This window comes from Paenibacillus sp. FSL H7-0737 (assembly GCF_000758545.1).
Taxonomy (GTDB): domain Bacteria; phylum Bacillota; class Bacilli; order Paenibacillales; family Paenibacillaceae; genus Paenibacillus_AQ.
This window is the reverse complement of record NZ_CP009279.1, coordinates 1,785,617-1,804,640: the sequence shown is the minus strand read 5'-3', so window position 1 is coordinate 1,804,640 and position 19,024 is coordinate 1,785,617. Positions and strand designations below refer to the sequence as shown.

Sequence of the window (19,024 nt, the reverse complement as noted above, 5' to 3'; positions counted from 1 at the left end):
CTTCCAAGCAGCAAACGCAACATGAAACGGTACGATTAAAAAACTCTCGCTACCATCATATCATCAACATTCCGATATTAGAAGAACACTCGCGTTCTATTTTACCCGGAAGGTTCGGCTGGAGAACTTGTATACCAACGTCACGGCAATAACCATATAAGCAATCGTTCCCGCAAGAACAACTAGCGTAAATAGTGACGATGCTTTTGGAAATCCGATACAAGCGACGCTTAGTCCCAATACAATGCTGTTGACGATAAAAAAGAACGGATTTTTCATATTTAGCTCCGTGCTGTACGGTTGAAAGATATAATACATGAACAAATGGTGCACTGAGAAGAACAAGGAAAGACAAAGAATCGTTACCCAAAAGATCACTGCATCCATCAAACCCCAATCTGCGCCAGAGAGCAGAAACAGCAGAGTACATGCTAAACATATGGCGACAGCAGGAATAAGATTAAGGCCACTCAATTTAATAAGACGAATCTTAAAATTGTCCAGAATCGCAGTTTGTTCACGATAGAATCCATAGCGCAACAAGCTTAAATCACAATTGTAAAACATCGCTTTGCATACGCGCTCACCTATAGAGGTATAGTTCATTATAAATACAAAAAAGGGAAGTCCACCGAGCAGATATGCTGTAAACTTGGACGAAGTCTCCGGCGAAATAAGCATCATTAGGACAGCCACTATAAAGAGCACACAAATGATCGTTAAACGCCTCTGTATGGGTTGAATCAACAAGCGTTTATGCCTGGAGAAAAAAATAGCATTCAGGTAGGCGTAACCTGTCTTTCCTTGAAAAGCTTTCCCCATAAGTTCTTCCGACGAAAAGTCCTTCTCCTTAGTCTGAACATCTGCCACCCTTGCTTCTTTCATCATCCGGTTCATATCCAGCAATGGATCATCTATCTTGGTAACGACATCTACAGCACTGCGATAGTTAGGATATTTCCCAATATACACAGCCGCAATTCCTCCAAGTACAACGATCACAAGACTCACGGGGACACTAAATCCTGTCGCATCATTTACAAAAGCGTACCCTAGATAAAGGGGCACATAGGCAAGTAAGCCACCTAGTCCAATCACGGACCATACCCAGCTCATCTTTTTAACTAACACAATTTCTTTTTTGTCAAAAAACCAAAGATTCAGCGCCTCGGTGACTATTCTCCAGGCCGTTAACAGAAGTGTAAGCCATACGCCATGCCAAAGTGGAGCTCCAAAAATTCCTGCAAAGACGGTTAATGCTGGTACATAATAAATAAAGAACGTTAAACCTTTAATCAATAGCGTAGCATGCATATACTGTTTCGCCGGAATTCTCATCAGCTTCACACATATATATTTATCCCGTTTGGGCTCTAATATAAATACATTCGAAACCGCAGCCACTATAAAGCTCAGAACTATAAAAATATGTAAGAACAATGCATATTGTTCGGCGTGCGGCAATTCTTTGTGTGTAAGGACGATTGGCAAATAGATCACAATTCCCAAATAGGCGAACTTGCCTAAAAACCCCCACACTACCTTCAATGCAAGTACTATCCCAGCGAAGACTTGTTTTAGTGCAATGTTAGAGTAAATATCCCCTTTTAAAAGTTTGCCAAGAACAGGCAGCTTTTTGAAATAGTAAATCAGCCGATTGGCTCCGGACGAACCTCTAATCCTCTGAATGCTGCGAAGTGTACTAATCATTGTTGCCATCCTGAAGTAAAGCTATGATTTGCTCCTCAAATTCTGGACTTTGCAGAGTTTCACGCGGAATTTCTTGGAGGGTTCCATGATTTAGAATAACCAACTCGTCACATAAATCGGCGGCTAATTGCAAAATATGCGTAGAAAAAATAATGATGTGATCCTGCTTCATCTCACGCAGCAATTTCTTGATCTCAAGAGCCACAACCACGTCAAAAGAAGTTAAAGGCTCATCTAATAAAATCAAAGGCGGGCGAGTAATGATAAAGCAGAGCATTTGAATTTTATTCTTCATCCCGTGGGAATAACCCTTAATCAGTCGGTGCCGATCTTCTTCCTCAAACTTAATAATTGAAAAATAATCTTCAATGCTTTTATTCGTGTCGATCTTCTCACGGTTGATGTCCATATAAAACTTTACGAACTCATAACCTGTCAGAAACTCAGGCAAAATGGGTAGGGAAAATACATATCCGATGTCCTCGTCACGAAGCGGACGGGCACTATCCTTCTCACCAATAAAGGCAGCTCCGCTATCCATTTGGATCTCACCACTCAAACAATTGAAAAGTGTAGTTTTACCTGCTCCATTCCGTCCAAGCAGCCCGTAGATCTTCCCTCTTTCAAAGATGAAGTCTGCATCTTTAATCACCTGTTTACCATCGAAGCTTTTATGGATATGATCTAAAGTTAGTTGCACGCTCGCGCACCTCTCCTATTCTATAGCTAAGACCCAAAACATAGAGTAAGCCCGGTAGCAATCACCGAGCTTACCTTAAGTTAAATCATTCTATAGTAGTTATTGCTTTAACTAGTCTTCAGGTTGCTCAGCCACAGAAGTTGAAGCTTTGCTCGCTCCCCCCGATGCTGCTGGAGGTTGTATGGAGGTCACTGGTGTGACCGGAACAGCCTTGCTTCCAGTTGACCCTGAGGATCTAGTCGTCAGCCCTTTGATCAGGGCCTCTACGTCAATTCCAGAGACGCTCTTCAGCATCTCAGGAGCCGTAGACATCAACTGGGTTACATAGTTGCTGACACGTGCCGCACCTTCACCATTACCGGTATCTACAACCGTAAGCTTATCAATGGATGCCAGCGGCTTCGCGATTTGGCCAGCCAAATCAGGCAGCATTTTGACGATAATATCGAGCACGGCTGCTTCGCCGAATTTCTGGAAAGCTTCCGCCAGCTTTTCTTTGGCTTCTGCTTCCGCTAGACCGCGCAACCGGATAACCTCAGCATCCGCTGTACCTTTAGCCAGCTCTGCATCCGCCATCGCTTGACCTTCAAGACGCTTCTGCTCAGCTGTCGCTTTAGCTTGCGTTTCAATACTATATTGCAAGGCATCTGCCTCACGCATTCTCTTCGCCTTATCAGCTTCCGCCGCTTGCTCTACTGCGTAACGATCCGCTTCCGCTTTTTTCTTCACTTCTGCGTCGTACTGCTTCTCGCGAACTTGAATTTCTTTGGCTTGCAAATCGATTTCACGTTCCTTACGTACTAGCTCAACCTTCATCTGTTCTTCAACAACGGTCTGCTTTGCACGTGCCTCTTGAATATGATAAGCCTGGTCGGCTTCTGCTTTCGCTGTATCCTGATCCCGTTTAAACGCAGCCACCTTAAGCTGGTTTTCCTTGGAGGCTTCGGCGATATTCGTATCCCGCAGCAGTTCTGCTTTTTGCCCTTGCTCTTCAGCGTTTGCCTTTTGAATTCTCGCATCCCGCACTGCTTCTGCTTCAGCGATCTCTGCATCCCGCTTCACTGCAGCTATCCGCGGTTTACCTAATGCGTCAAGATATCCATGTTTGTCTCGGACATCCTTGATAGTAAAGGAAACAATTTGCAGACCCATTTTCTTAAGATCACGTGCCGCCACGCCTTGAACCTCTTGCGCAAAACGGTCACGGTTACGATATACTTCCTCAACGGTCATCGAACCGAGAATGGCCCGCAGATGACCCTCAAGAACTTCTTGTGCTTCGCTCTTCAGCGCTTCAATCGGTTTGCCCATAAATTGCTCAGCGGCTGTCGCCACATCTTCAGTCGAGCTACCCACTTTAATAATCGCTACACCGTCAGCAATAACCGGAACCCCTTGTTCGGTGTATACTTCCGGGGTCGTTACATCGAGTTTATGAGAAAGAAGCGACATAAATTCAGCCTTCTGAAAGATAGGGAGGATAAATGCCCCGCCCCCACGTACTATCTTTATTTTACGACCAGATCCATCGTCTGAAATATGATTTTTCCCCAAGAACGACCCCGTTACGATCATCCCTTCATCTGGTCCAACAGTTTTGTAACGTGCCCAGAATGCGATACCTAGCACAAACAAAACAGCAACGACAACAGCAGGGACTAACAAATACTCAGGAATACCGAACATTAAAGATCCACTCCTCTTCTCTTTTCGAATTCTGACACCAATGCAACGCCTTCTCTAACCTCCACTACAACAACTTTAATCCCTGCCGGAAGCAGCTCATGATCAAAGCTTGCTGCCGTATGCAGGCTATTGCCGGCGCCAAACTTTACCATAATCTCACCATAACCCGTGGCGGGAACAGGAATTGTGATTTCCCCGATCTTGCCAGGCAGATCACTCATAGAGAAACCATTGGACATTTCGCTTTTTTCCATGGGCTTAACCACCCCTAGATACATAAGTACTCCCAAAAAAGCGGCGGCTAACAAAGATAAAGCAATGATCGCCCCAGCTTCCAGAGCACTGTACCGGGTTAGAAGAATGCCCGCTCCGCCGAACACGGTTATTCCTCCTGCCAGTACGGTGGGATTCAGAAAATCTACGGATACGAAATCAAAGACTCCATGCAAAGCATCTCCGATCACATCACCCACCAGGACGCTGACTATGGCAAATATGACGCCTAGCGCCAAGCAGCCTAAATACAGCGTTTGCATATTTACTTCCTCCTGTCTTCATTCAGGACTGTCATATTACTTTAAACGAATAAAGTAGGTCATTGGTTTCACAAACTTTGGATATTTACCCATAAAAGTTCCATTCTGAGGATAAACGCACGAAAAATGCGGTCAGCAGCAGCGGAGATCAGGGACGATGTTGAGGAGAAATCCACAGTAGAGCATAAACGCAAAGAAGCGATTCATCCATTATGGAAGAATCACTTCTTTGACGTTCTATAACATCTTCTAGACTAAAGACGAAGGGTCTCTTTCGTAGAAGAATTTACTTACAAAGCCATTTTATAAATTTCAACTACATCCTCACGGTCAAGCTTGCGGAAATTACCAAACGGTCCGAAACGAACCGCCTTATCAGCCATACTGCCGATCTCGCTGTCATCAATATCATAATCAGCGAGTGTCTTCGGTGCACCAATGGAATCCCAGAAGCTACGCAGCGCTTCAATTCCTTCCAGCCCTATTTCCTTATCGTTCTTGCCCGCAGGATCAACTCCAAACACGTTTACAGCAAGCTTGCGGAAACGGGCAGGATCAGTATCGATATTATATTTCATCCATTGTGGGAACAGAATGGCCAGGCCTCCACCGTGTGGAATATCGTATACAGCTGATACTGCGTGCTCGATGTTGTGAGTCGCCCAATCTCCTGCAAAACCCATGCTAACCATACCGTTAAGCGCCATTGTGCCGCAATACATGATCGTCTCACGCAGTTCGTAATTATTCAAATCTTCAATAAGCTTCGGTGCGGTTTCGATCACCGTACGTAGCAAAGTCTCACAGAAGCCGTCTTGTACCGGTGTGTTGCCATCAGTATGGAAATAGTGCTCCAGAACATGAGACATGATATCTACCATGCCGTAGACCGTCTGATCACGTGGCAGAGTGAAGGTATTCTCTGGGTCAAGAATCGAAAATGCAGGGAATGCATGAATACTGCCCCAGCCCATTTTTTCCTTGGTCACTTCGTTGGTGATTACAGAGCCGCTATTCATTTCTGATCCTGTAGCTGCCATCGTCAGCACTGTACCGAGTGGGAGAGCGTCTTGAGCAGCTGCCTTACGTTCAACAAAGTCCCACATGTCACCATCATATTTCGCCCCAACAGCAACTGCTTTAGCGCAGTCCAACACGCTACCGCCACCTACAGCGAGGATGAGGTCGATATTATGCTCGTGACACAGCTCTACACCTTTATGTACGGTGGAAAGGCGTGGATTCGGCTCTACGCCTGAGAGTTCAGTAACCACAGCATCTATTGCGCTAAGCTCAGCCATGACCTTATCGAACAGACCGCTACGCTTGATACTACCGCCACCGTACATCAACAATACATTCTTGCCGTACTTAGGAACCTCAGTCTTCAACGCTTCCAGCGTACCCTGTCCAAAAATCAACTTGGTAGGATTATAAAAATCAAAATTACGCATATGTGTAAACCTCCATTAGTTATTTCAGAATGTTTTGCTCACTCGTATTATAAACCTCTGAATTGCCGCATTCAAATGGATTAGCTTCAAGCCACATAAATATTTCCACAAAGTGGTGCTTTGCTTCGATGCAAACTCAGATACTTTTCAGGGACCCCAAATATATAACCTAAAAAAAGATGTCCTTAAGCCTACAGGCTTAAGGACATCCCCTTTCCAAACTTTAGATCGCGCCGAAGCTCTTCACGAAACGACGGAAAGCAGCTTGCCCTTCCGGAGTCCGTTTATAGACACCCGCGTGTTCAAGAATATGTGTAAACTTGATGCCGACTTCGTTCTGCACAATCTTGACGGCTTCTTCATGCTGTAATGCCGTTCCGAAACGCTCTACAAGCTCCTGAACCCAAGCAGCGTGCTGCGCAAGTGGATGACTAGGGTCATTCTTCACCGCTTCTAATAGTGCTTGATCTCCTGCAAGGATGCTCGCAATAGAATCAAGCTCTTCCTTCAGACGACCTGGCAGAATTGCGAGTCCCATGACCTCAATCAAGCCGATATTTTCTTTCTTGATATGGTGCATCTCCCGATGGGGATGGAAAATCCCTTCAGGATATTGCTCGTTAGTCCGGTTGTTACGCAGCACGAGATCCATCTCGAAGCTGCCATCTTCTACCCGACGAACGATTGGAGTAACGGTATTATGAGGCTGCACTTCACCATCAACTTCGCTGAACGCCAACACTTCTGCTTCAGGATCACTATACGCCTTCCAAGCTTCATAAAGTGCATTGCCACATTCCAGCAATACCGCTCGATCTTCACCATTCAAACGTAATACGGACATAGGCCATTTTACGATATTAATGCTGACACCCGGATAAGATGCATGCGTGAACGTATCTTCCTTAGGCGCTTTCTGAATAGGGAAGGTGTGACGTCCACCTTGAAAGTGGTCATGTGTCAGAATCGATCCGCCAACAATCGGTAAGTCAGCATTCGAGCCAATAAAATAGTGCGGGAAAGATTCCACGAAGCTAAGTAGCCGCTTCAAGGTATCCTTGGTAAGCTTCATTGGCACATGATCATGATGGAATACAATACAGTGCTCGTTGTAGTAAACATATGGCGAATACTGAAAGAGCCATTTCTCATTATTCAGCTGAAGTGGAATGACACGCAGGTTCTGGCGCGGCGGATGATTAACCCGACCAGCATACCCAACATTCTCGCGGCACAGCAGACATTTTGGATAGACCGGCGGCGGGAGCAAGCGCGCCATAGCAATTTCCTTTGGACTCTTCTCAGGCTTGGACAAATTGATGGTCATCTCGATGTCACCGTAAGGCGAATCTTGCAGCCAGTAGACATTCTTGGAAATCCGGTCCATCCGGATATAGTTGGAATCTATGCTTAATTTATAAAAGCGATCTGTAGCCGCAGAGATACCTTTTTCAGCAGCTAAACGATTGAACTCCGCATTGACGTCTGATGGACGGGCCATTAGGAGTCCCATAATCTTGGCATCCAGCAAGTCACGGTAAGTGTCGCTATTCTCTGGAATCAATCCGATTTCAAAACCATAATCAATCAGTGCATCCAGTGGAATCTGTGGACCTGTAAGTGGACTTTGATCGATCTCGCCAACGAACGGCTCGCTAAATCCGAACTGATCTAGCAGCACATTACGGCTATAGTCTTCATCTGATGGAGCAATGAGCTGCTCACGTAGTGCGAACAAAACTAGCTGCTCAATCGCATGTAAGGCTTTCTGGCCAGCAGGCGTAACCTTATTCTCGTTGTGCATTTTCAATTCTCCTTAAGTAGGGTCTCATGCTCTAGTTAAGCTATGCTAAAGCCCCTTATTCTCCGTACCCCTGCGGATTGGCAGAATGCCAGTTCCAGGCGCTTTGAATGATATTCTCTAAGTCAGCATGCTGAGGGTTCCATCCAAGGATAGAGCGCGCTTTATCGGAGGAAGCTACCAATACTGCCGGATCTCCAGCACGGCGTTCTTGAATAACTACAGGGATTTCTAGTCCTGTAACTTTCTTCGCAGTTTCAATAACCTGTTTTACCGAGAAGCCAAGTCCATTTCCCAAGTTAAAAATATTACTGCTGCTTCCGCTACGCAGATAAGTTACTGCGCGAACATGGGCGTCAGCCAGATCGCTAACATGAATGTAGTCGCGCACACAAGTACCGTCTTCTGTAGGATAGTCGTCTCCGAATACGGCGATGCTCTCCCGTTGCTTCAAAGCGGTTTGCAATACCAGCGGAACCAAATGACTTTCCGGACGATGGTCTTCACCGATTTTGCCACTAGCATGTGCACCTGCAGCATTAAAATAACGAAGCGCTACATATTTGATACCCAGCACTTTATCAAACCAAGCCATCATGCGTTCCATAGTCAGCTTAGTTTCGCCATATACGTTTGCTGGCTCGGTACGGTCTGTTTCTTCAATCGGCACCTTTTCCGGTTCGCCGTAGGTTGCAGCTGTAGACGAGAATACGATTTTGTTCACGCCAGCTTTTTGCATAGCTTCCAAAAGGCATTGTGTACCGTATACGTTGTTGTCATAATATTTCACTGGGTCCTTCATGCTTTCACCAACCAAAGAGCTTGCTGCAAAATGGATAACCGCATCAATCTCATTCTCGGCGAACAGCTTGCCAAGCAGCTCCTTATCACGCAGATCGCCTTCGTACAGCTTGCCACCCAGTAGCGCCTCACGATGCCCTGTTAGCAGATTGTCGATGACAACCACTTCTTCGCCGCGATCCAACAGCTCTGCTACAGTATGAGATCCAATATACCCCGCTCCACCTGTTACTAAAATTGCCATTTGATTACACTCCCTTCAATTCTTGGACACCATTACCGATGCCGCAAACGTAGAACTCACCAACCAAACCAGATCTTGTGGTATATGCCTCGCCTACTTCACGAATGAAACGTTCTACATCATCTTCATGTACCAAGGATACAGTACAGCCACCGAAACCTGCACCAGTCATACGGGAACCCAGTGTACCGGGAATACGCTGTGCTTCTTCAACCATAATATCTAGCTCTTCACAGCTAACTTCATACAAATCACGCAAGGAAGTATGTGAGTCATTCATAAACTGTCCAAACTGCTTCAGATCATTGTTCTTTAAGACCTCAACGGATTCTAGTACACGTTGATTCTCTTCCACAACATGGCGAGCGCGGCGTCTAACAATTTCATCTGTGATTTTATCTTGATGTGCTTCGAATTGTTCATGATTGAGCTGTGCCAGATAAGCTAGTGAAGGAACTTCTTTTTGCAAAATAGACAAGGCCTCATCACACTGCTGACGACGCTCATTGTACTTGGAATCTACAAGTCCTCTGCGTTTGTTCGTGTTGCCGATAACCAGTTTGTAAGCACCTGTGATGAAAGGTACCAGATTATATTCAAGCGTATCACACATTAACAGGATTGCATGATCTCGTTTGCCATTAGCAACTGCGAACTGATCCATAATTCCGGAGTTTACACCTACGTACTGGTTCTCAGCACGCTGAGACAAGAGTGCAATCTCAACGGTATCCGTGTCGCCGCCTTCGAGAGTTAGGAAAGCATAAGCAGTCACGACTTCAAGAGAAGCCGATGAGGACAAGCCTGCGCCATTCGGAATATCACCATGGAACAGCAGATCGTAACCTTTAGATACTGGAGTGTTTTTCTTCTCCAATTCAACCATTACTCCAACCGGATAGTCGATCCATTCTCCAGTTTTGGCCTTGCCAATTTCACTATAATCAATAGATGCTTCATAAGGAAAATTAGTAGATGCAAAATTCACTTTGCTGTCACTACGTGGACGGACAATCAATGTTGTTCCGAATTCCAAAGCTGCCGGCAGCACGTATCCACCGTTATAATCCAAGTGCTCTCCAATGAGATTAACACGGCCTGGTGCATAAAATACTTGAGCTTCTTGCTCGCTTACCCCGTACTTTTCGATGAATTTCTTTTTAAGTTCCTGTGTGCTCATTAATGCCACTCCATCCTTTCGCTGCTTCAGCCAGTGGGAATAAGTAAAGCGTTCTTTATGTATTCATTATAATAGAATCAGTCATCCTCTGATAATGCAATCATGTGTGTAATGTATGGATAAATGTGACTTCCCATAATATAATAATTACACAAATAATTGATACACCCTAAACTATAAGCCATAAAATGACAATAACACAAGAAAGGCTGTCTCAAATGGAGCATACTTATTCCGTAGGATCTAATCCCGTATATTACGATAAACAAAATCTCCATGTACTGTTTGCTGGTCAAAGTCAGACGATTCCTATGCATCAAGCTGGCCCTAAGATTTACGATTATTATTTACTTCACTTTATAGAGTCTGGCTCAGGTGTTTTCCGTACTGAACATCATCAATATGCACTGGGAAAAGGTGACTGCTTCCTTATTCATCCAGGACAGCTGGTCAGTTATGTTTCGGATAAAGATCAGCCCTGGTGCTATCGCTGGGCAGCTTTTACTGGGAGTGAGGCTGATAGCCTCGTGCTGCAGACAGGCTTTACACCTCAAAAACCTGTGGTGACTACAACGGGTGATAGCGTCATCCCAGGTGCCCTTTCCAGTATCATGCAAGCCTTCAAAGCAAACAAAGAAAGTGCACACCTAACTTCTCTAGGGTATCTTTATCTCATTGTAGGTGAAGCCGCAGATTTACTCTCTTCCTTCTCCCGTCTTCCTGGAGCTGAATCGCAGGTTAAGCGTACTGTGAAGCAAATGATCCACTACATGGCCTCCCAATATGCTCATCCAGTATCCATTGAACAAATGTGTGATACTCTTGGCTATAACCGAGCCTATCTATCCCGTGTATTTAAGCAAGAGACCGGACTATCTCCGGTGACCTACTTGCTGAAGCTGCGCATTGAAAAGTCCAGACAGCTGCTGCGTGAACGACCCGAGCTGTCCGTGGAACAGGTAGCAGCATCCGTGGGGCTCACCGATGCTTTATACTTCTCACGCCAATTCAAACGGTTTTGTGCTCAGTCACCCACCGCTTACCGTCTCACAACGACTAGACATGTAAAAAAGACAAATCAGTAAGGGAAGCCTTTGAAAAAGGGATTCACATATTAGGCAAGTCCAATATGTGAATCCCTTTATTAAGCTGATCATTCAGTTAGCTTCGGTTATGTTGCATATAGACTCAGATATTCAGGGTAAGCACGAAGATGTATCTCTTTTGCCCTTTTCTGAGCCATTTCCTTCAGTTCTGGCACTTGCTCCGCTTCAACATAGTCAGCAAGAACATCAATCACATCATCAAGGAGCTTCGCTCTAAAATAAAACTCAATCCGTTCCAATATTGCAAGGCCTGCTAAATCAATAACTAGATCCCTACAGTAAGTCCAATCTTTTGATTTATAGAGCGGCCAAAGTAGTACGGAATAATCCATTGCAGCGTCTCCAAAAACCGTAAGGTCATCCCAATCAATAATCCAAAATTCATTATTATCATTGACTAAGATATTCTGCCAATTCACATCATTGTGTACGATGTCGGACGCCTTTCTCTGAAAAGAAGGGTGCTGACTAACCATAATTCTCAAAGCTTCCACTTCTGTATCGAACCAATCTAAAGTGTCCGCCGTTACGAAGTCCAGCAAATGCTTTTCCGCTCTAATAATTTGCAGATCTTCTTCAAATCGGTTGATGTATTCGTCAGTAAATGCGGCGGCATAATTGTAGTCCTCATCCTCACTTACAACTGCCATCCTAATTCCTTTATCTGCATGTAATTGATGAAGGGACCTCAGAACCTTTTCAACCACTGGCAGTGGATCGGAAATGGAGCTTAATGGTTTACCTTCGATAAAATCAAACACTAAACCATAAGAATAACCAGATGTTATTTCTTGTGTAATCTCCCTAATCAACCGTGGTGCCTTGTAATTATAAGTCAAATGTTCACTGATCTTAACCCACTGTTTAAGTCCCACTGCTTTTTGCTCTTGTGAGAGTTTTAAATGACGAAAGGTTTGACCATCCGTTATGCGATAAGATTGGTTTACAAACCCTCCAGGATTCCAAATATACTTAGCCTCAATCTTCGACCTATTTAAGCCTATAGATTCCGAGTTGGCTTCGGCCCACTCTTTCACCTTGTTCTCATCTTGAAGCAACTCCATCGATGCAGCTCATCCCTTCACCTACGTCTTCATCCAGTTCCATTCTCCGTTTGAAGAATAGTCTCAATGCGATCCAATTCTGCCTGCGAGAACTCCAAATGCTGAAGTGCAGCTATATTCTCTTCAATCTGACTAATTCTGCTAGCCCCTATCAATGCAGAAGTAATCTTCCCATCACGTAGTGTCCAAGCTAGTGCAAGCTGCGCCAAACTCTGGCCTCTTGAAACAGCAAGCTGATTTAACGCGTGGATCTTGCGCTTCACATCCGGTGTAATTCGGCTTTCATTTAACGCAGCAGAGGGTTTGGCCGCTCTTGATCCTTCTGGGATTCCATTTAAATACTTATTGGTTAACAATCCTTGAGCCAGAGGTGTAAAAGCGATACTGCCAACTCCGCTCTGTTCCAGCACACCCTGTAAACTCCCCTCAATCCAGCGATCGAGCATAGAATAACTCGGCTGATGAATTAAGAGCGGCGTTCCTAGGCTGTTCAAGATTCTAACCGCTTCGAGCGTCTGCTCCGCGGTATAGTTAGATAATCCTATATACAGAGCTTTGCCGGAACGCACAGCATGGTCGAGCGCCTGCATGGTTTCTTCAAGAGGTGTTTCCGGGTCCGGCCGATGCGAATAATAGATATCAACATAATCTATACCCAGCCGCTTCAGACTCTGATCCAGACTAGCCAGCATATATTTACGCGAACCCCATTCGCCATAAGGACCGGGCCACATGTTGTACCCTGCTTTTGTAGAAATCACCACTTCATCTCGATATGGAGCCATATCACTTGCAAGCACTTTCCCAAAGAGCTCTTCTGCTGAACCCGCTGGTGGTCCATAGTTGTTGGCTAGATCAAAATGAGTAATTCCAAGATCAAAAGCACGAGTGATCATTTCTCTGCCATTCTCGTAAGTATCAATTCCACCAAAATTCTGCCAAAGTCCTAATGAGATTGCCGGAAGCTTAAGACCTGAGTTCCCGCAACGGTTATAACGCATGTCTTCATATCGTGCTTCATTTGCTACATATACCATTGCTTATCCCTGCCTCTCATTACGCGCTGTTTCTGTACTACCTATCTTTAAACTACTAAGCGCAATAATAATCTGGCAACCGGCAAGCGATGAGATTATCCCTTCTAACCAAGCAGATCCTTTACACTGCCGAGTACTTTCCCAATCCGATCTGTAACCAGAAGATCAGCTTGATCATCAAAAGGTGTCGGGTCGCCATTCAGCAGCACCGTACGTTTGCCCCGGAAATAAGTAACTAGACTAGCTGCAGGCTGGACCGTAAGAGAGGTTCCACCAATCATAAGCATATCTGCAGCTGCTATCGCTTCGACAGAACTCACCAGCACCGAATGGTCCAATTCTTCTTCATATAGCACAACATCCGGCTTAATAATACCACCACATTCGGGGCAGCGAGGGACGATCTCAGTGGTACTTAGGAGCTGCTCCAGCCCGTAATAACGTGAGCAGTCCATGCAATAGTTACGATGAATGGAACCATGCAGCTCAAGTACCTTTTGGCTACCCGCCAGCTGATGTAGGCCATCAATATTTTGCGTAATCACTGCTTTAAGCTTGCCCTGCCGTTCTAGCTCTGCAAGCAGCAGATGTGCGCCATTCGGACGAGCATCGGGATGAATCATTTTACTGCGGTAAAAATCAAAAAAAATGTCCGGTGAGGACATAAAAAAAGTTCGGCTCAGCATCACTTCAGGCGGATAAGGTGAATTGTGCTGAGTCTGGTATAATCCTGCTGCCGAGCGGAAATCCGGGATCCCACTCTCTGTTGACGTACCTGCCCCTCCGAAAAAAACGATGTTGTCACAGTCTTTAATCCAAGAAGCAAGTGTCTGCAATTGATCCATATGTTGTAGCACATCCTTTCCATTAATATGCTGATCAGTAGGTGATCCTTAGCTCATTATAGCTAGAAATAATCACATCTGCGTCAATCAAGTGATTTCCATCACCCATGCTGGAGATTCCAACGGCGAGGCGTAAGCCTGCACCTTTACCCAATTGCATATCTGCATTGCTGTCACCAATAATAATCGTCACTTCAGGAGACAGCCCCAGCTCCCGGCAGGCTAATTCAGCCATTTCAGGTGCGGGTTTTCCGTTTAATACTCTGTCTCTTGTAACTACCGAATGAAAATAATGAGCAATACCAAGCCAATCCAGATGCTCCTGAGTGGTCTTTGCGCCATCTGAGGTAACCACCCCTAGCTTGAGTGATGCAGCCGCGCACTGTTCCAGAAAAGGAAGAAGCCCTTCTAGAGGTTGTACCGTGCGGCGTTTGCGTAATTCATACATAGCGTCCTTAGCTATACTCTTTACACGGGTCAACGCTTCATTCCAAGGAACACCCGCAGTATACAGCTGCCATGCAAGCACACCATAACTTTCTTCTTCTGTAGCCATGGTGAGCGGCCCTGCTGGATCATAACCAATCAACTTTCCTGCAGCATCATGCTGGGTACCTAGCACTTTACTCCGATCCACGATAAAATCAGTTCCCATAATCGCAAGCTGATTTTCCATTCCACACAGTACAAGCTCGGCCCAATTCCCCCAAGTGGCTAATAGATCCAATAACGTGCCATCTTTGTCGAACAATATTCCTGAACAGGGTATGCATTCATCGTTAATCTGTAATTCTGGCATAAGTGTCCTCCCTTTGTTGGAAAGACCGAAGACTACCTGATATTCCCAAGCCAATCCAGCATGGCGCGCACAGTGTCATTTTGCTGTTCTTCTTCGGAAATGGTTGCTTTCCCGTCTCCTTTTTGTGGTCCATAGCTTCCAAACTGAGCGTGATTTCCACCGACGATTGAACTATAAACCGTATTATCTGGCAAATAGGAACGTCCTTTGTTGTAGCTGTCTCTGTCAATAACCTGATCCTCTGTACCCACTACCGACAATACTGACAAAGCAGTCTCACGCAGACTACCTTTTTCATCTGGATAAGAAGCCAGGAAAAACACACCTTCCAGCTGGTCCGCATGCTCAATCGCATAACGTGACGCCATGACACCCCCAAGCGAATGCCCACCTAGAACAAAAGATTGCTTTGGATGCACACGAATAATCTCTTCTGCAGCATCGCCCTTTGTTACTGCTAAATTAAGCGGCATTTTAGCGATGTAGAACGGATGCCCCGCAGCAGCAATGCCCTTCGCCAGTGGGGAGTAAGCTTCTGGTTTCACCAGAGCTCCAGGGTAAAATATGATCGAGGCCCCCTTAGTAATGGAGGGTTCGAACGAAATCCAGTTTTCATTTTGTTCAACTGTAACTCCACCACTTGAAATCAGTGCAGTTTCGGCTTCTTCAGCCGGTGCATACGGAGTTAAATATTTCCAAATCAGCAATCCGGCTACAACAAGAATGATTAGTACAATTAAACCAATACGACGCTTAGTTATTCTTTTCTTCAACATGCTCCACTCCCGGATGTTACTGCATATAAGAAAATTATAGTAGAAACCCACTGTTCTAACAACCTTCAACACATCGCCACATTTGGCACTAATGATAACGCTTTCAATAGTGAGTTAATTCACAATTCAATTGAAGAAAATCTTGTATTTTAAAATTAAAGCATCAAGCATCTTTGGGGGGAAGTCATGGTAGGGGAAAACTCGCTAGACACGCCTGGAAAGACCTTTTTTCTAAATTTACGTTTTGTTCTCATTGTTACTGTAATCGTTGGAAACGCCATAGAACCATTGATAGGCTCAATGAGCAGCTTGCATAGCTTATATATGTGGATCTTCAGCTTTCATATGCCGCTCTTCGTGCTCGTTACAGGCTTTTTTGCCAATAAACACCTTACAGGTACACAAGGCCGTCGCATTATCATGCAAATCGGATTGCAGTATATTATTTTTCAAAGCCTCTACTCTGTGCTGGACGCCACCATATATCAGGTGCAGGGTATCCATCATTCCTTTTTCGCCCCCTATTTGCTCTTATGGTTCCTGGCAAGTCATGCCTTCTGGCGTATACTGATGATCGGGATGCGTAAATGGTCGCCTGCCACTCAATTCATTTTTGCTGTCGCCGCTGGAATTACCGTTGGGTACCTACAGCTTGATGGCGTATGGTTCAGCATTAGCCGCACTTTTGTATACCTGCCATTCTTCGTATTAGGTTATCATTTTTCGTTCCAATCCTTTTCTCGTTTTTTTCAAAAATGGATTAGAATTACCGCTGCCGCAGTCTCCATCCTTCTATTCCTTCTGTTTGCATCTTGGGGATCAGAGTTGCCGATAGGCTGGCTTTACGGAAGTATGACCTACATGCAGCTTGGGCTTCAAGAATGGTACGCAGGAATTTATCGTCTGGGCGTTTACGGGCTACAAATCACTGCTGCACTAGCGTTTATGGGGTGGATTCCTTATTCGCTTAGCCGGCTGACTGACTGGGGCTCCCGTACGTTATATGTTTTTCTACTTCACGGATTTATCGTTCGTTTTGCCGCTGTTTCTGGCCTGTACGCTTATATCAACCATTCTTTAGGTGCCATGTTATTGGTGCTTTCTGCAATCTTACTGACCATTCTCTTAGCCCAACCAAGTGTAAAAAGGCTGATGCATCCTATTGTTGAGCCCCCCGTTGGTTGGATGATCACCCTGCAGCGTGTTGCCTTAAGGCGCTCATTATAAGTGGCCTATCCCCTTGCGGATAGGTTTTTTTATACTATTTAAGGCCGGTCTCCTCATGAGAAACTTCACATTGTCCGGTAGAAAAAACGTGCTCTTTGTGATAGACTCACTAATAACAATGACTTCTCCGTTCATTAAAGGCGGGAAACGTTTATACCAAAACAGCGGCATTTTTTATAGAATCGGCTTCGCCCTTCTTCTCTAGGAAGCTCGTCCCCGTTCATTCTATAAACCGTATATACGCAGGTCTTTGGAGTTCATTGCGTTAATGCGACACTATATTTCATTGCAATTTATTTAGGGGGGAAATGTCAATATGGCAGCTAAGAAAATGCGTTCAGACATGATTAAAAAAGGCTTTGACCGTGCTCCACACCGTAGTCTCCTGCGTGCAGCCGGAGTAAAAGAAGAAGATTTCGGAAAGCCGTTTATTGCGGTCTGCAATTCCTATATTGATATTGTTCCAGGTCATGTGCATCTTCAAGAGTTCGGTAAGATCGTTAAGGAAGCGATTCGTGAAGCTGGCGGCGTTCCTTTCGAATTCAATACGATCGGCGTTGATGACGGTATCGCAATGGGACATATCGGTATGCGTTATTCACTACCAAGCCGTGAGATCATCGCTGATGCCTTGGAAACTGTCGTTTCCGCGCATTGGTTCGATGGCATGGTCTGCATCCCTAACTGCGATAAAATCACACCGGGAATGATGATGGGCGCATTGCGTGTCAACATTCCAACCATGTTCGTAAGTGGTGGTCCAATGAAAGCCGGCGTAGACAGTAAAGGTAAAAAGCTCTCCCTTACCTCCGTATTCGAGGGCGTAGGTGCTCACCAAGTCGGAAAAATCAATGACGCTGAGTTGCTTGAATTAGAACAATTCGGTTGTCCTACCTGTGGATCTTGTTCAGGAATGTTCACTGCCAACTCCATGAACTGTTTGGCAGAGGCACTTGGACTGGCATTGCCAGGTAATGGTACCATCCTAGCTGTAGCTGATGAACGCAGAGAATTTGTACGCAGATCTGCTACTCAACTGATGGAACTGATTAAGTTAGACCTTAAACCAAGAGATATCGTAACTAAAGAATCACTCGATAACGCTTTTGCACTGGATATGGCAATGGGTGGCTCCACCAATACGGTGCTACACACCCTTGCACTGGCTCAAGAAGCTGGTATCGATTATCCGCTTGAACGCATTAACGAAGTGGCTAACCGTGTTCCTTATTTGGCGAAGCTGGCTCCAGCATCCGATATTTTCATCGAAGATGTGGACCGCGCAGGCGGCGTTAGTGCCGTCTTGAATGAATTGCTGAAGAAACCAGGTGCTCTGTACGGAGACTGTATGACGGTTACCGGCAAAACATTAGCCGAGAACGTAATCGGACATGAGATCCAAGATACTTCCGTTATTCATAAGATCGATAACCCTTACTCCGAAAGAGGCGGTCTCGCCGTCCTATACGGCAACCTGGCTCCTGAAGGTTCCATCATTAAAGTAGGTGCAGTAGATGCTTCTGTTGGTGGATATCACAAAGGTCCTGCGATCTGCTTTGATTCCCAAGAATCCGCACTCGAAGGCATCGCTAACGGTAAGGTTAAAGAAGGCCATGTAGTCGTTATCCGTTATGAGGGTCCAAAGGGTGGACCGGGAATGCCGGAAATGCTAGCTCCTACATCGCAAATCGTGGGGATGGGTCTTGGTGCTAAGGTTGGTCTGATTACAGACGGACGTTTCTCGGGGGCTTCCCGCGGAATTAGCATCGGGCACATTTCTCCGGAGGCAGCTGAAGGCGGCCCGATCGCTTTTGTTGAAGATGGAGACATCATTGAACTCGACCTCAACAATCGCAAGATTGAACTCCTGGTTGACGAAGAAGTATTGGCGGTTCGCCGTACGGGCTGGAAAGAGTTTGAGCCTAAAGTTAAGACTGGTTACCTGGCTCGCTATTCCAAAATGGTTACCAACGCCAGTAACGGTGCAGTACTGAAGATTTAATTAGCAAACCCGAGTTCTATTTGTTCCTAGCATACAAGAGCAGTCCACCTTAGATA

At 45.3% G+C, this 19,024-nt stretch carries 16 protein-coding genes; 3 read left to right on the top strand and 13 right to left on the bottom strand.

The features are described 5' to 3' along the window. Positions 1-96 precede the first annotated feature (96 nt). The 8 genes from H70737_RS07835 to H70737_RS07800 form a co-directional block, all read right to left on the bottom strand. On the bottom strand, positions 97-1,710 hold the full coding sequence (locus tag H70737_RS07835; RefSeq protein WP_042186152.1) for a hypothetical protein: 1,614 nt from the start codon (positions 1,708-1,710) through the stop codon (positions 97-99). Next, positions 1,703-2,410 carry an ABC transporter ATP-binding protein gene (locus H70737_RS07830; protein ID WP_042186150.1) on the bottom strand — a complete coding sequence of 236 codons (708 nt, stop codon included), beginning with the start codon at positions 2,408-2,410 and terminating at the stop codon, positions 1,703-1,705. Before H70737_RS07830 ends, H70737_RS07835 begins: the two co-directional genes overlap by 8 nt. 111 nt (positions 2,411-2,521) lie before the next feature. Further along, a complete protein-coding gene (locus tag H70737_RS07825) occupies positions 2,522-4,096 on the bottom strand; it encodes a flotillin lipid rafts scaffold protein FloT (RefSeq protein WP_052404202.1) in 1,575 nt (524 codons plus the stop codon). After that, complete coding sequence (locus H70737_RS07820) at positions 4,096-4,632, bottom strand: NfeD family membrane protein (RefSeq protein ID WP_042186148.1); 537 nt, start codon at positions 4,630-4,632, stop codon at positions 4,096-4,098. The genes H70737_RS07825 and H70737_RS07820 overlap by 1 nt, the downstream gene beginning before the upstream one ends. A 290-nt stretch (positions 4,633-4,922) precedes the next feature. Beyond that, positions 4,923-6,086, bottom strand: a complete 1,164-nt coding sequence (locus tag H70737_RS07815) for an iron-containing alcohol dehydrogenase (protein WP_042186146.1) — start codon at positions 6,084-6,086, stop codon at positions 4,923-4,925. 223 nt (positions 6,087-6,309) lie between these two features. Further along, complete coding sequence (locus H70737_RS07810; RefSeq protein ID WP_042186144.1) at positions 6,310-7,890, bottom strand: UDP-glucose--hexose-1-phosphate uridylyltransferase; 1,581 nt, start codon at positions 7,888-7,890, stop codon at positions 6,310-6,312. A 55-nt stretch (positions 7,891-7,945) separates the two neighbouring features. Then, on the bottom strand, positions 7,946-8,932 hold the full coding sequence (gene galE / locus H70737_RS07805) for a UDP-glucose 4-epimerase GalE (protein WP_042186143.1): 987 nt from the start codon (positions 8,930-8,932) through the stop codon (positions 7,946-7,948). A gap of 4 nt (positions 8,933-8,936) precedes the next feature. Further along, positions 8,937-10,112: a galactokinase gene (locus H70737_RS07800; protein ID WP_042186141.1), complete on the bottom strand. Its 1,176-nt coding sequence runs from the start codon at positions 10,110-10,112 to the stop codon at positions 8,937-8,939. Between the two features lie 218 nt (positions 10,113-10,330). Here H70737_RS07800 and H70737_RS07795 point away from each other — a divergent pair, with 218 nt between their 5' ends. Further along, complete coding sequence (locus H70737_RS07795) at positions 10,331-11,197, top strand: AraC family transcriptional regulator (RefSeq protein WP_042186139.1); 867 nt, start codon at positions 10,331-10,333, stop codon at positions 11,195-11,197. Between the two features lie 86 nt (positions 11,198-11,283). Here H70737_RS07795 and H70737_RS07790 read toward each other — a convergent pair whose 3' ends face one another. From H70737_RS07790 to H70737_RS07770, 5 genes are all read right to left on the bottom strand, one after another. Next, positions 11,284-12,282 (bottom strand): aminoglycoside phosphotransferase family protein, encoded by a 999-nt coding sequence (locus H70737_RS07790; RefSeq protein WP_042186136.1) that lies wholly within the window; start codon positions 12,280-12,282, stop codon positions 11,284-11,286. 29 nt (positions 12,283-12,311) lie between these two features. Next, positions 12,312-13,319 carry an L-glyceraldehyde 3-phosphate reductase gene (gene mgrA, locus H70737_RS07785; RefSeq protein WP_042186134.1) on the bottom strand — a complete coding sequence of 336 codons (1,008 nt, stop codon included), beginning with the start codon at positions 13,317-13,319 and terminating at the stop codon, positions 12,312-12,314. A gap of 104 nt (positions 13,320-13,423) precedes the next feature. Next, positions 13,424-14,164 carry an NAD-dependent protein deacylase gene (locus tag H70737_RS07780; protein WP_042186132.1) on the bottom strand — a complete coding sequence of 247 codons (741 nt, stop codon included), beginning with the start codon at positions 14,162-14,164 and terminating at the stop codon, positions 13,424-13,426. Positions 14,165-14,198: 34 nt separating this feature from the next. Beyond that, entirely contained in the window at positions 14,199-14,963 is a 765-nt protein-coding gene (locus H70737_RS07775) for an HAD family hydrolase (protein WP_042186130.1), read from the bottom strand. Positions 14,964-14,995: 32 nt separating this feature from the next. Beyond that, positions 14,996-15,739 (bottom strand): alpha/beta hydrolase, encoded by a 744-nt coding sequence (locus tag H70737_RS07770; RefSeq protein ID WP_042186128.1) that lies wholly within the window; start codon positions 15,737-15,739, stop codon positions 14,996-14,998. Positions 15,740-15,925: 186 nt separating this feature from the next. Between H70737_RS07770 and H70737_RS07765 the strand changes: the two genes are divergently transcribed. Then, a complete protein-coding gene (locus H70737_RS07765; protein ID WP_042186126.1) occupies positions 15,926-16,966 on the top strand; it encodes an acyltransferase family protein in 1,041 nt (346 codons plus the stop codon). A gap of 316 nt (positions 16,967-17,282) precedes the next feature. Further along, positions 17,283-18,968, top strand: coding sequence for a dihydroxy-acid dehydratase (gene ilvD / locus H70737_RS07760; RefSeq protein ID WP_042125516.1), 1,686 nt, complete (start codon positions 17,283-17,285; stop codon positions 18,966-18,968). Positions 18,969-19,024 lie beyond the last annotated feature (56 nt).

What these genes read in the sequence shown, in the direction of transcription:
- H70737_RS07835 (WP_042186152.1), bottom strand. Translation starts at nt 1,710, where the DNA reads ATGATTAGTACACTTCGCAGCATTCAGAGGATTAGAGGTTCGTCCGGA.
- H70737_RS07825 (WP_052404202.1), bottom strand. Translation starts at nt 4,096, where the DNA reads ATGTTCGGTATTCCTGAGTATTTGTTAGTCCCTGCTGTTGTCGTTGCT.
- H70737_RS07820 (WP_042186148.1), bottom strand. Translation starts at nt 4,632, where the DNA reads ATGCAAACGCTGTATTTAGGCTGCTTGGCGCTAGGCGTCATATTTGCC.
- H70737_RS07815 (WP_042186146.1), bottom strand. Translation starts at nt 6,086, where the DNA reads ATGCGTAATTTTGATTTTTATAATCCTACCAAGTTGATTTTTGGACAG.
- H70737_RS07810 (WP_042186144.1), bottom strand. Translation starts at nt 7,890, where the DNA reads ATGCACAACGAGAATAAGGTTACGCCTGCTGGCCAGAAAGCCTTACAT.
- galE (WP_042186143.1), bottom strand. Translation starts at nt 8,932, where the DNA reads ATGGCAATTTTAGTAACAGGTGGAGCGGGGTATATTGGATCTCATACT.
- H70737_RS07800 (WP_042186141.1), bottom strand. Translation starts at nt 10,112, where the DNA reads ATGAGCACACAGGAACTTAAAAAGAAATTCATCGAAAAGTACGGGGTA.
- H70737_RS07795 (WP_042186139.1), top strand. Translation starts at nt 10,331, where the DNA reads ATGGAGCATACTTATTCCGTAGGATCTAATCCCGTATATTACGATAAA.
- H70737_RS07790 (WP_042186136.1), bottom strand. Translation starts at nt 12,282, where the DNA reads ATGGAGTTGCTTCAAGATGAGAACAAGGTGAAAGAGTGGGCCGAAGCC.
- mgrA (WP_042186134.1), bottom strand. Translation starts at nt 13,319, where the DNA reads ATGGTATATGTAGCAAATGAAGCACGATATGAAGACATGCGTTATAAC.
- H70737_RS07780 (WP_042186132.1), bottom strand. Translation starts at nt 14,164, where the DNA reads ATGGATCAATTGCAGACACTTGCTTCTTGGATTAAAGACTGTGACAAC.
- H70737_RS07775 (WP_042186130.1), bottom strand. Translation starts at nt 14,963, where the DNA reads ATGCCAGAATTACAGATTAACGATGAATGCATACCCTGTTCAGGAATA.
- H70737_RS07770 (WP_042186128.1), bottom strand. Translation starts at nt 15,739, where the DNA reads ATGTTGAAGAAAAGAATAACTAAGCGTCGTATTGGTTTAATTGTACTA.
- H70737_RS07765 (WP_042186126.1), top strand. Translation starts at nt 15,926, where the DNA reads ATGGTAGGGGAAAACTCGCTAGACACGCCTGGAAAGACCTTTTTTCTA.
- ilvD (WP_042125516.1), top strand. Translation starts at nt 17,283, where the DNA reads ATGGCAGCTAAGAAAATGCGTTCAGACATGATTAAAAAAGGCTTTGAC.